Source organism: Rhodococcus sp. SORGH_AS_0303 (assembly GCF_030819335.1).
GTDB lineage: Bacteria > Actinomycetota > Actinomycetes > Mycobacteriales > Mycobacteriaceae > Rhodococcoides.
This window is the reverse complement of record NZ_JAUTBO010000001.1, coordinates 3,521,724-3,533,878: the sequence shown is the minus strand read 5'-3', so window position 1 is coordinate 3,533,878 and position 12,155 is coordinate 3,521,724. Positions and strand designations below refer to the sequence as shown.

Annotated in this window: 9 protein-coding genes and 1 pseudogene; 8 read left to right on the top strand and 2 right to left on the bottom strand. The window is 68.2% G+C overall.

Annotation, left to right across the window (positions count from 1 at the left end; all coding sequences use genetic code 11):
• Positions 1-35: 35 nt before the first annotated feature.
• Positions 36-1,244: a M23 family metallopeptidase gene (locus QE449_RS16625; RefSeq protein WP_307109180.1), complete on the bottom strand. Its 1,209-nt coding sequence runs from the start codon at positions 1,242-1,244 to the stop codon at positions 36-38.
• Between the two features lie 245 nt (positions 1,245-1,489).
• Between QE449_RS16625 and QE449_RS16620 the strand changes: the two genes are divergently transcribed.
• The 4 genes and pseudogenes from QE449_RS16620 (at position 1,490) to QE449_RS16605 (ending at position 6,513) form a co-directional block, all read left to right on the top strand.
• Positions 1,490-3,211 (top strand): hypothetical protein, encoded by a 1,722-nt coding sequence (locus QE449_RS16620; RefSeq protein ID WP_307109179.1) that lies wholly within the window; start codon positions 1,490-1,492, stop codon positions 3,209-3,211.
• Positions 3,212-3,348: 137 nt separating this feature from the next.
• A pseudogene (gene sucC, locus QE449_RS16615) lies at positions 3,349-4,513 on the top strand (ADP-forming succinate--CoA ligase subunit beta).
• A 14-nt stretch (positions 4,514-4,527) separates the two neighbouring features.
• The gene (gene sucD / locus QE449_RS16610; protein WP_027504157.1) at positions 4,528-5,430 is read left to right on the top strand and encodes a succinate--CoA ligase subunit alpha; all 903 of its coding nucleotides are present in this window, start codon (positions 4,528-4,530) and stop codon (positions 5,428-5,430) included.
• 90 nt (positions 5,431-5,520) lie between these two features.
• Positions 5,521-6,513, top strand: coding sequence for a zinc-binding alcohol dehydrogenase family protein (locus QE449_RS16605; protein WP_307109178.1), 993 nt, complete (start codon positions 5,521-5,523; stop codon positions 6,511-6,513).
• Position 6,514: 1 nt separating this feature from the next.
• Here QE449_RS16605 and QE449_RS16600 read toward each other — a convergent pair whose 3' ends face one another.
• A complete protein-coding gene (locus QE449_RS16600) occupies positions 6,515-6,880 on the bottom strand; it encodes a VOC family protein (protein WP_027504155.1) in 366 nt (121 codons plus the stop codon).
• A gap of 93 nt (positions 6,881-6,973) precedes the next feature.
• Here QE449_RS16600 and QE449_RS16595 point away from each other — a divergent pair, with 93 nt between their 5' ends.
• The 4 genes from QE449_RS16595 to sfnG all read left to right on the top strand — a co-directional run bounded on the left by QE449_RS16595 (position 6,974) and on the right by sfnG (position 12,085).
• Entirely contained in the window at positions 6,974-7,939 is a 966-nt protein-coding gene (locus tag QE449_RS16595) for a YafY family protein (RefSeq protein WP_027504154.1), read from the top strand.
• A gap of 278 nt (positions 7,940-8,217) precedes the next feature.
• Positions 8,218-9,618, top strand: a complete 1,401-nt coding sequence (locus QE449_RS16590) for an HNH endonuclease signature motif containing protein (RefSeq protein ID WP_307109177.1) — start codon at positions 8,218-8,220, stop codon at positions 9,616-9,618.
• A gap of 68 nt (positions 9,619-9,686) precedes the next feature.
• The gene (locus QE449_RS16585; RefSeq protein ID WP_056447522.1) at positions 9,687-10,922 is read left to right on the top strand and encodes an acyl-CoA dehydrogenase family protein; all 1,236 of its coding nucleotides are present in this window, start codon (positions 9,687-9,689) and stop codon (positions 10,920-10,922) included.
• Between the two features lie 38 nt (positions 10,923-10,960).
• Positions 10,961-12,085, top strand: coding sequence for a dimethylsulfone monooxygenase SfnG (gene sfnG / locus QE449_RS16580; RefSeq protein ID WP_307109176.1), 1,125 nt, complete (start codon positions 10,961-10,963; stop codon positions 12,083-12,085).
• Positions 12,086-12,155: the final 70 nt, after the last annotated feature.

Genomic DNA, 12,155 nt, shown 5'->3' with positions numbered 1-12,155 from the left:
CGCCGGACCTTCGACGTGTGTGGAGGTGTGGGAACTCAGTCGCGCTCGGGGCCGAGAGCGATACCGCGGGACGCCAACCAGGGGAGCGGGTCGATCTTGTTGTCGCCCGTGAGGTGAACCTCGAAGTGGAGGTGCGGGCCGGTGGACTGGCCGCGGTTGCCCATCTTGGCGATCTCGTCGCCGGCCATGACCGTCTGGCCCACCTGGACCTCGGACGAATCGATGTGGCCGTACACGGTGATGGTGCCGTCGGCGTGCTGCAACCGGACCCACAGTCCGAAGCCGGCCGCGGGGCCCGAGTCGATGACGGTGCCGTCGGCCACGGCGTACACCGGCGTGCCGATGGCGTTGGCGATGTCCACGCCGGCGTGCAGCGTGCCCCACCGCGAGCCGAAGCCGGAGGTGTAGGTGCCGAGCGCGGGCAGTGCGAAGAGGGGACGCCGTGCGGCGGCCTCGCGAGCCTCGCGCTCCTCGCTGAAGCGCTGGCCCTTCGCCAGGAGCTCCGAGAACTGGCCCAGGTCGACCGGTGCGGCGATGTTGAGGATCTGCGGTGCCGCGGACGTGGAGGGGGCCGTGACGGGCGCTCCGGTCGACGTGGCGGTGGGCACCGAGTCGACGTGCGCGGCCGGCTGGTCCGCGACGATGCCGGCGGCGGTGGAGCTGTCGACGATTCCTGCGGACGCGGCAGCTGCCGGGGCCTGGCCGGCGGCCAGCGCGTACTCGGAGGTCTCGGTGCGCTCGGCGGGCTGCGCGTTGTCGATCGCGGCCTGGCCGGCAGCGACGACCGCACCTGCGGCCACGGCGACGACAGCGACGCGTCCCTTGAGGGCGGACGGCGGAGCGGGGATGCGGTGGGCGCCGCTGCGCTTGACGGCGATCTCGTCCGCGATGGCAGCCGAGGTCACCGACGGTGCTGCCCCGGCCGGAGCGGTGACGAGGAAGGACGTCGCCGGTACCGAGCGGCGGCGGCGCGTGGGCGCATCGCCGAGGGGGGCCGGGGTGTACGCGGGCGCGGACGCCACGTAGTCGCTGGACTCGTGCGCACGGTCCCAGGGGGACGATGCTGCATCGGTCGAGAGGGCTTCGAGGGGGCCGGTGTCGGTCAGATGACCGTCCGCCGGCGTGAACACGGTGGTGTCGTGCTCGAACTGCTGGGCCTCGTACTGCTGGGAATCGAACCGACTTTCGTCGGTGGCGTCCGAGACGAAGCGTGAGCGTGTGAACGGAGTTCGGTGGTGCTGCAAGACCTGCCGTCCTCCTGATTCGTGACCTACCCGTGATGTGGAACCTCGTGGACGGTAACGAAATGGTCGCGGCGGGCGCAAGCCAAACGGCTTCTCGGGTCACATATGTGAGGTGGCTCACAAGGTGTCCTGGGTTTACTCGAGGACGAGTCCCGACGCCGATCAGGCACATCGGTGATCTTCCTGTGATCGAGGCGAGCGGCATCACGATCGACGGACACGAGGACCGGATACCGTTCGTCATCGTGACACAGCCGACATCCGCGGGCCGTCGTACCTCAGGTTCCGCGTCCGACCCCGTCCGGCTCGGTGCCCGCGCTCTCGGAGTCGTCGGAGCGCTGGCGGTGGCGGCCGCTCCGTACGTTCCCGTCGTCGGCGGCGCCGACGTGGGCCCCCCGGTGCGGGGCGCGGCCGCCGTCTCGTCGGCGCTCTGGGCAGCGATCGCTCTGCTGCTCCTGGTGCGCGCGATCCGGCCGATCGTCTTCCCCGTGCTCGCGACGCTGGGCGCCGTCGCACTGGGATCGATCGTGGCCGATCTCCAGTTGTTCGTCGGAGCGATCGACGCCGACCGGCTGGAGCTGTTCCGTCCGATCTCGGCCGGCGCGCTGAAGGCGGGCCCGGGAGCCGTGGTGGTGACGCTCGGGCACGCGCTCGTCGTCGTCGCCGGGGCGCTGGCGGCACTCGCGCTGGCGCGGACGGTCGAGTGGGACGACGTCGACGAGGATCCCGTCGCTCGTCGATCGGCATCGGTCGTGGTCGCCGCGGGGGTCGCGGGCGCTCTCGCACTCGCCGCCTCGTTCCTCCTGCCCGCGTACGTGAGCACCGATGCCGTCGTCCTCGCTCCCGCTCCGGTCGCCGGACCCGTCGCGTCGGCTCTCGGCGGTGGACTGTCCGCGGTCGCGGTGCTGGTGGGTGTGGCCTACGCGTTCTCGTCGACCAGCAGGTCCGCGGCGGTCGGCGCACAGACCGGTGTGGTCGCGGCGTCGGCGACCGTCGTCGGCGTCCGCCTGGCTGCCGCGCTGGGGGCGGGCGACCGCATCGACCTCGGCGCGGGCACGGTCGTCGGAGTCGGCGGGCTCGTCGTCCTCGGCGTGGCCACGGTGGCGACGGCGCGCGCGACCTCCGGACCCACGACCTCCGTGCCCCGGCTCGCACGGTCTGCCGCTCCCTCGAACTCGACGCGGCGGCACGTCGTCGCGGGAGCGGTGACGGTCCTGACGGGCATCGCTCTCGGTGTCGGCGCCGTCCTGCCGCTTCTCGACGTCTCGACCGGCTCCGTCCCGACGGTGGTGGGGGATCGGGCGGTGGCCGCGTACGCCGTCGTGACCGTCGTCGGCGGCGTGCTGTTGCTCTTCTCGGAGTTCGCCGCCGCGGTGCGGCCTGCGGTGCCGCTGATCGTCACGGGCCATCTGGCGCTCGCGGCCGCGGTGCTGCAGGCGCTCGTGCTGGGCGTCGGTATCGACGGCGTGTCCGTCGGTGCGGGCGGCTGGCTGCTGGTCGTCGGCACGCTGCTCGGTCTGCTCACGCTCGCGCTCGTCGCCGCGGCGGGCGCCTCGGAGCGGGACGGCGTCGACACCAGCGATCTGGACGGGGCCTCGCGCCCCCTCGCAGCCGCGCTGGCCGTCGCGGCCGGGGTCGCCGCACTGGGGCTGCTCCTGCCGCAGTACGACGTGGTTGGGGAGACCGGCGGCTGGATCGGGGCGCTGCCGTGGGGGTGGGACGTGTGGGGGCGGCTGGTACTCGTGGCCGCCGTCCTGATCGGCGCCGCCGTCGCGGCCCGCGCTCGGGCGTCGCGCGCCGCGGCGCTCCAGATCGGTTCCGCGGTGGCTCTGGCGGGTGTCGCGCTGAGCCCGATCCTCGGCGGCGCGGGCCCCGACGTGACGGCGTCGTCGGGGGCCTTCGTGACCGCTGTCGGCGCTGCGGCATCGGCGCTGGTGGCGGCAGGATTTTTTCGTACTGGTGAGTAGATGTCGGCGCAGGTCGGTGATCTGAACCACAAGTTCGACGGGCTGTCGATCAGGCCTCTCGGTGGAAAGTTACAGTCGCAAGTCGGACCCGCTCCTACCCCTCGAGCGGGCGTCAACGCAGACGAGATGGTGAGCTGATGGATCTCTTCGAATACCAGGCGAAGGAACTCCTTCGCCAAGCACGAGGTTCCGACGTCGGCAGGTCGTGTCACCGACACGGTCGCCGGTGCACGACAGATCGCCGAAGAAATCGGCAAGCCTGTCATGGTCAAGGCCCAGGTGAAGGTCGGCGGCCGCGGCAAGGCCGGCGGCGTGAAGTACTCCAAGGACGTCGCCGAGGCCGAGGCGAACGCGGAAGCGATCCTCGGACTCGACATCAAGGGCCACGTCGTCAAGAAGCTCCTCGTCGCCGAGGCCAGCGACATCGCGGAGGAGTACTACATCTCCTTCCTGCTCGACCGCACGAACCGCACGTACCTCGCGATGTGTTCCGTCGAGGGTGGTGTCGAGATCGAGGTGACCGCCGAGGAGAACCCCGACGCGCTCGCCCGCATCCCCGTTGACGCCGTCAAGGGTGTCGACCTCGCCTTCGCGCGTGAGATCGCTGAAGCCGGCAAGCTCCCCGCCGAGGTGCTCGACGCCGCGGCCAACACGATCCAGAAGCTGTGGGACGTCTTCATCAAGGAAGACGCGCTGCTCGTCGAGGTCAACCCCCTCGTGCGCACGCCGGACGACCAGATCCTCGCCCTCGACGGCAAGGTCACCCTGGACGCCAACGCGGACTTCCGCCAGAAGGGCCACGCCGAGTTCGAGGACGCCGACGCGGCGGACCCACTCGAGGCGAAGGCCAAGGAGAACGACCTCAACTACGTCAAGCTCGACGGACAGGTCGGCATCATCGGAAACGGTGCCGGACTGGTCATGTCGACCCTCGACGTCGTCGCGTACGCCGGTGAGGCGCACGGTGGCGTCAAGCCCGCCAACTTCCTCGACATCGGCGGCGGCGCCTCGGCAGAGGTCATGGCCGCAGGCCTCGACGTCATCCTCGGCGACTCGCAGGTCAAGAGCGTGTTCGTCAACGTCTTCGGCGGAATCACCTCGTGCGACGCGGTTGCCAACGGCATCGTCGGCGCTCTGAAGACGCTGGGCGACACCGCCTCCAAGCCGCTGGTCGTCCGCCTGGACGGCAACAAGGTCGAAGAAGGCCGGAAGATTCTCGCCGATGCTGCGCACCCGTTGGTGACACTGGCCGAGACCATGGACGAAGGCGCCGACAAGGCCGCCGAGCTGGCTGCGAAGTAGAGGGCACCGAAACTATGTCTATTTTCCTGAACAAGAACAACAAGGTCATCGTCCAGGGCATCACCGGCGGCGAGGGCACGAAGCACACCGCCCTGATGCTCAAGGCCGGCACGCAGGTCGTCGGCGGCGTCAACGCTCGCAAGGCCGGGACCACGGTCAAGCACACCGCAGCCGACGGTTCCGACGTCGAGCTGCCCGTGTTCGCCAGCGTTGCCGAGGCCATGGAGAAGACCGGAGCCGACGTGTCCATCGCGTTCGTGCCGCCGGCATTCTCCAAGGACGCCATCGTCGAGGCCATCGACGCGGAGATCCCGCTGCTCGTCGTCATCACCGAGGGAATCCCGGTGCAGGACAGCGCGTACGCGTGGGCCTACAACGTCGAAAAGGGCAAGAAGACCCGCATCATCGGGCCGAACTGCCCCGGCATCATCACCCCCGGCGAGGCACTGGTCGGCATCACGCCCGCCAACATCGCCGGCAAGGGCCCCATCGGCCTCGTCTCGAAGTCGGGCACCCTGACCTACCAGATGATGTTCGAGCTCCGTGACTTCGGCTTCTCCACCGCCATCGGCATCGGCGGCGACCCGGTCATCGGCACCACGCACATCGACGCCATCGAGGCGTTCGAGAACGATCCCGACACCGAGATCATCGTCATGATCGGCGAGATCGGTGGCGACGCCGAGGAGCGTGCAGCCGACTACATCAAGGCGCACGTCACCAAGCCCGTCGTCGGTTACGTCGCCGGCTTCACCGCTCCCGAGGGCAAGACCATGGGCCACGCCGGCGCCATCGTCTCCGGCTCGCTGGGAACGGCTCAGGCCAAGAAGGACGCTCTCGAGGCGGCCGGCGTGAAGGTCGGCAAGACGCCGTCCGAGACCGCTGCCCTCGCGCGCGAGATCCTCGAGAAGAAGTAGTCACTCTTTCTTCTCTCACACGAGGGAGGCCGGTTTCCCGCTCGGGAAGCTTGCCTCCCTCGTGTCGTTCCGGGGGACTACCGTCGAGGTATGAGCATTCCCGCGACTCACTCCGCCATCGTCTCCGTCGAACCCGACTCGCCGTTCGTGCAGATCGAGCGAGAGACTCCGTCGCCCACCGGATTCGACGTTCTCGTACGTGTCGACGCGGTGTCCGTCAATCCGGTGGACACGAAGGTTCGCTCGTCCTTCGATCCGTCCGACGGCCCGAAGGTCCTCGGTTTCGACGCCGTCGGTGAGGTCGTCGCGGTGGGTTCCGACGCCCGAATCTTCGAGCCCGGCGATCGAGTCTTCTATGCGGGATCCATAGCTCGGGACGGCAGCAACGCCCAGTACCAACTCGTCGACGAGCGGATCGTCGGCCATGCGCCGTCGTCACTGTCCGCCGAGGACGCCGCGGCCGTGCCGCTGACCGCCATCACCGCCTGGGAATCGCTGTTCGTCCGGCTCGGACTCGGGAAAGACAGCACCGGCACACTTCTCGTGATGGGGGCCGCCGGCGGTACCGGGTCGATGATCATCCAGCTCGCCCGGGCACTGACCTCGCTCACCGTCGTTGCCGCGGCATCGCGCGGCGAATCCCGCGACTGGGCAACGGAGATGGGCGCCCATCACGTGGTGGATCGGCACTCCCTCGTGGACGAGGTCGGTGCCCTGGCGCCGGACGGCGTCGAGTACGTGTTCTCCCCGTTCTCCGAGGGCAATGTCGACGCCTACGCCGCGGTGATGGCAGTGCACGGTCAGGTCGTGGCGATTGACGATCCGGTCGGCCTGGACCTGATGCCGCTGAAGGCCAAGAGCCAGACCTGGCACTGGGAACTGATGTTCACGGTGCCGTTGTCGTTGCCGGAGAGCACTTCTCAGCACACCATCCTCGACGAGGTCTCGCGACTCATCGACGACGGAACTCTGCGGAGCACCCGCACCACGACTCTGTCACCGTTCGACGTGGACACCCTGCAGGACGCGCACCGGCGGGTGGAAAGTGGCGGCACCATCGGGAAGGTGGTCGTCGTTCGGTAGATCAGTCGATCGGCGAGACCCTGATGAGGTTGCCGTCGGGGTCGCTGACCACAAATGTGCGGCCGAAGACCGCGTCGTACGGCTCGTCGACGACACGGACTCCCTTCGAGACCCAGTTCGCGAAGACCTCGTCGACGGCAGACGCCGACCCGGGGACCATCAGTCCGACCTCGGTCGTGCCTGGAGTGTCCGGGGCCAGGTGCTCGCTGTAGCCGGTCCACAGCGCGAACAAGACGCCGGGGGCTACCTGGAAAGCGACATAGTGGGGACTGATGAAGGTCGGTTCGATCTCGAACAGGTCGCTGTAGAAGCTGGTAGCGGTCTCGCCGTCGCGGACGCCGATCAGGAATAGGTTCGGTGCGGGCACAGGAGCTCCTCGACTCGGTGAATTCTCGGTACCGCCACAGTGGACCGGCCTATCACGACAGAACCTGTCACCTTTTCTGCGAAGATCGGACGCATGAAGGCCGCCCGATTGCTGCACCTCTTGCTGTTGCTGCAGACCCGCCAACGCATCACCACCACGGAGCTGGCCGCGCGTCTGGAAGTATCGCGGCGGACCGTGCTGCGGGACGTCGAGGCGCTCTCGGCAGCAGGAGTGCCTGTGTACGCCGAACGTGGCCGCAGCGGTGGAATCGTCCTGCTCCCCGGTGCGCGGCTCAACGCGTCCCACCTGGAACCACCGGAGTTGGAAGCCCTTTCTCTGGCGGGTCTGGACAGCACGCAACGTGAGCGCATGGGCTTGTCGGCGATGTGGGAGTCGGCAGCACGCAAGATCGCCGCCCGCCAGGCCGCGACATCCACGGGCACGAGCCCATTGCGACTGGCGGACCTCGTGCTGGTGGACAGCACCCCGTGGTTTGCCGATTCAGAAGCAGCGGTCGACGTCGCCGATCTGGCATCGGCCCTGCAGGACCGACGCCGATTGCGAATCCGATACCGGCGGAGCGCCGAGAGTGAGGCCTCGACACGTGTGGTCGACCCGTACGGGATCGTGGCGAAGTCCGGCCGCTGGTACCTCGTCGCCGACCACCGAGGAGATGGACGACTGTTCTCTCTGGACCGACTCGCGGCTTTCGAACAACTCGACGCGCCAGTCTCTCTCCGACCCGGAGAAACCCTCCGCACCACATGGGCCGCGTTGAAGGACCGCACCGAGGGTCGAGGTCATGTGAGCGTGACCTTTCGCCTGCCGGAACACGGCCTCGACTTGGCGCGGCGCATCCTCGGGACACGCATCCACGATGTATCCGATCCGGAGAACGGAACATGCATCGTCGTCGTCGGCTACCCCGACATCGAGTCGGTGCGTCAACTGCTGCAATTCGGCGACCACATCGAGGTCCTCGCCCCAGACGCAGCCCGCACACGCATCAGCCAACTCGCGAAAGTCCTGGCCGAAACACACTCACCCCCATCCAGTTGACCGCCGATCGGGACGCCTCGAGCTCGATCGACGTGTCCGGTCAGTACGACCGGCCGTGTTCTCGGGCACGGAATGTGTTGGTGGAAAGGCGATCTGCGCTCAATGTCCGCGCATGTATCGACGGCCGAAACGGATCGAGGAGCTGGAGCGCGCATCCGACGGCGTGACCCGAAAGTGTGTCGGTGGGGTGGGTTATTGTCTGTTCAGGTCGTCGGGGGGCGGTCTGATCGGGGCATCACCGGGGGGTGAATTCGTGTACGACGCAGAGGTTTCGGTGGATGTGGTGGTGTCGGCGAAGGTCGACGCTCAGGCGTCGTTCGCCCGGACCGTGTCGGCGTCGTGTGCGTACGTGCAGGAGTCGTCGCGTCGGCCGGCGGTGCTCGGTCCGGGTGGGGTGTTCGACGCCGAGGCTGCTGAGATCTGTGCGGTGGCGGAGGTCGCGGGCGGCGTTGTCGGTGTCGACGCGCACGGTGACCGAGTGGCTGTTCCTGATTCGCACCGCCCGTCCGGCGGTGCAGGAAGCGTTCGATGCGGGCCGGTTGGCGTATGCGGCGTTCCGGACGGTGTGCCGGTCGGTGGCCGGGATCCCGAACGCCACCGAAGCGCTGCTGCAGCGGGTGATCGCTGCCGCGTCGAGGTGCACTCCGGGTGCGGTGGCAGCGGCGGTCGACCGGATTGTCGCGGAGTTCGACGCGCAGTGGCACCGGGAAGCGCGTGAACGGGCGACGCGGGAGCGGTCGGCAACGGTGCGGAAGCTCCCGCGCGGTCAGGCCGAGCTGACGATTCGTGGTCCGGCGGAGCAGGTCGCGGCGATGTGGCGGGCGATCGTGTCGGCGGCGCGTGGGGTGTGCGCGACGGATCCGCGGCCGCTGCCGGCACGGTTGTTCGATGCAGCTCACGCGGTGCTCTCCGGCGGAGCTGTCGCGTGCGACTGTGCAGGCCAGGACTGCGAACAGCGGGAGACGGTCGCCCGTACCGAGGCCACTGCGGTGATCGTGCTCGATGCGGCCACGGCGGCGGGGTTGGCGGGGGAACCCGGGCATCTCATGGGTTGGGGTCCGGTTCCTGCGGACGTGGCACGGAGGATCGCCGGGGATGCGACGTGGCAGGCGATGATCACCGCCGCGAAGGTCGCGGAACCGCGGGTGGGGTGCAGCTGCCGATGCCCGGAACACGAGGCCGCGGATGCCGGGCGAGAGGTTCGACGTACTCGGCGGATGCCGGCAGGCTGGACACCGACCACGGGGCGAATGGACAGCGTTCGAGCGCGGGCGGTGCGGGAGGACACCGAGTACCTCCGCGCGCTCCCACCATCGGCGGTGGACCGTGCCGTCGCCGACCCCGACGGACATGGGGGATTCGCCGTACCCCCGGCCGGGGCGTTGACGTACCGGCCGTCGGAAGCGATCGCGTCGCTGGTGACAGCGCTGTATTCGACGTGCGTTCACCCGGGATGTGCTGTGCCCAGCGAGGACTGCGATCTCGACCACGTCGTCCCGTTCGACCACACCGACCCCCGGAGAGGCGGATGGACCGTCACCGGCAACCTCACGCCGCTGTGCCGCCGGCACCACGGCCTGAAGACCCGGCGGCAGTGGCACCACCGCATGCTCCGGGACGGGATCGTCCATGTCCGCGACTCGCACGGCACCGACTACTTCACCGCACCCGGCGAGTGAGCGAACCGTTCGAATCACCCAGAGCGCAACGGTGGTTCCGCATCGACCCGGGCGATGTACTTCCGGGCATGACGATCACCGACACCCGCCCCGCCGGCGCCGCCACCGAACCGCGCTGGACCACCGCTCCCACGACGTCCGCGGAATGGATCGACCGTGCCCACGAGGTGGCCGCGATCCTCGCCGTCGACGCCGTCGCCCGTGATCGCGCCACCGAGGCGCCGCACGAGGAGGTGACGTTGTTGAAGGAGTCCGGTCTGGTCACGATCCTCGGGCCGACCGAGTTCGGTGGTGGCGGGCAGACCTGGGAGACCGCCTACCAGGTGATCCGCGCCGTGGCCGCCGCCGACGGGTCGATCGGACAGCTGCTCGGCTACCACCTGCTGTGGTTCTGGGCGGCACGTCTGGTCGGGACGAAGGAGCAGATCGCTGCCGTCGAACAAGCCGCCACCGAGAACACCTGGTTCTTCGGCGGCGCGGTCAACCCGCGCGACAACGACGTCGAGATCACCGACGAGGGCGACACGATCGTCTACAACGGTGCCAAGACGTTCTCCACGGGCAGTCGTGTCTCCGACGTGACCGTGCTCGAGGGGGTGCTCGCCGGTACCGACACCCACGTCTTCGCCATCGTTCCGTCGAACTCCGAGGGCCTGACGTTCCACGACGACTGGGACAACATCGGTCAGCGTCGCACCGAGAGTGGCAGTGTCACCATCGATCACGTCCGCACCGACTGGAGCTCGGCCGCCGGATTCGCGAACAAGGCGTTCGAGCCGCGGGTCTACAACACCCTCAACGTCCCGATCATCCAGCTGGTGTTCGTCAACTTCTACCTCGGCATCGCACGCGGAGCCCTCGAGACCGCTGCCGACTACACGCGCACCACCACGCGAGCGTGGCTGCACAGCACCGTGGACAACGCGCTCGACGAGCCCTACATCATCGACCTGTACGGAGACCTGACCGCGAAGCTCTGGGCCGCAGAGGCTCTCGCGGACGCCGTGGCCGCGGAGCAGCAGCGGATCCACGAGAACGCCTGGACCGTCACCGAGCACGAGCGCGGCGAGCACGAGGTGCGCGTCGCCGCGGCGAAGGCACGCGCCACGGAGGTCGCCCTGGAGATCACGTCGGGCATCTTCGAGGGGCTCGGCGCCCGCGCCACCGCGTCGAGTCACGGATTCGACCGTTTCTGGCGCAACGTGCGCACGCACACGTTGCACGATCCGGTGGCCTACAAGCGCCGCGAGGTCGGCCGCCACGTGCTCACCGGCGAGTTGCCCCAGCCCACCTGGTACTCCTGAAATCATATGTCGCGCACTATTATCGAACCGAGGACTGCATGAGTACAGAGAAGATCGCCGACGAAGTGAAGTTCGCCTACTGGGTGCCCAACGTCAGTGGTGGCCTCGTCACCAGCGACATCGAGCAACGCACCAGCTGGGAGTTCGAGTACAACAAGAAGCTCGCGCAGACGGCGGAGAACAACGGGTTCGAGTACGCGCTGAGCCAGGTCCGGTACGAGGCCAGCTACGGAGCCGAGTTTCAACACGAGTCCACGAGTTTCAGTCTGGGACTGCTCCTCGCGACCGAGCGCCTCAAGGTCATCGCTGCCGTGCATCCCGGGCTCTGGCAACCGGCCGTGCTCGCGAAACTCGGTGCGACAGCGGACCATCTCTCCAACGGACGCTTCGCCGTCAATGTGGTGAGTGGATGGTTCAAGGACGAATTCACGCATCTCGGTGAGCCCTGGCTCGAACACGACGAGCGTTACCGACGCAGCGCCGAATTCCTGCAGGTGCTGCGGAAGATCTGGACCGAGGACGACGTCGATTTCCGCGGCGACTTCTACCGCATCCACGACTTCACGCTCAAGCCGAAACCGCTCAACACGCCCGCGCGTCCCAATCCCGAACTGTTCCAGGGTGGTAATTCGTCGGCGGCACGGGAGAACGCAGGTCGGTACTCCGACTGGTACTTCTCCAACGGCAAGGACTTCGACGGCATCACCGAGCAGATCGACGACGTGCGGCGCGTCGCACGGGCCCATCAGCGTGAGGTGAAGTTCGGTCTCAACGGCTTCATCATCGCCCGCGACACCGAGAAGGAGGCGAGGGACACCCTCCGCGAGATCATCGAGAAGGCGAACAAGCCGGCAGTCGAGGGGTTCCGCGGTGCCGTGCAGCAGGCCGGCAGTTCGACGTCGGACAAGAAGGGCATGTGGGCCGACTCGAGCTTCGAGGACCTCGTGCAGTACAACGACGGCTTCAAGACCCAGCTGATCGGTACGCCCGAACAGGTGGCGACGCGCATCGTCGACTACCGCGACCGCGGCGTGGACCTCATCCTCGGCGGTTTCCTGCACTTCCAGGAGGAGATCGAGTACTTCGGAGCGAAGATTCTGCCGCTGGTGCGGGAGATCGAGGCCGCGCGGGCGAGTGACCGCGAACCCGTCGGCGTCGCCTGAGCGAGGAGTCACTCACCGCGGGTCCGTAGTGTTGGTGAGCGGCGCGGCCGCCGCAGTCGGCGGCCGACCG

Coding starts and splice junctions, on each gene's coding strand:
- QE449_RS16590 (WP_307109177.1), top strand. CDS start 8,218: ATGTGGTGGTGTCGGCGAAGGTCGACGCTCAGGCGTCGTTCGCCCGGA.
- QE449_RS16605 (WP_307109178.1), top strand. CDS start 5,521: ATGAGCATTCCCGCGACTCACTCCGCCATCGTCTCCGTCGAACCCGAC.
- QE449_RS16595 (WP_027504154.1), top strand. CDS start 6,974: ATGAAGGCCGCCCGATTGCTGCACCTCTTGCTGTTGCTGCAGACCCGC.
- QE449_RS16585 (WP_056447522.1), top strand. CDS start 9,687: ATGACGATCACCGACACCCGCCCCGCCGGCGCCGCCACCGAACCGCGC.
- sfnG (WP_307109176.1), top strand. CDS start 10,961: ATGAGTACAGAGAAGATCGCCGACGAAGTGAAGTTCGCCTACTGGGTG.
- sucD (WP_027504157.1), top strand. CDS start 4,528: ATGTCTATTTTCCTGAACAAGAACAACAAGGTCATCGTCCAGGGCATC.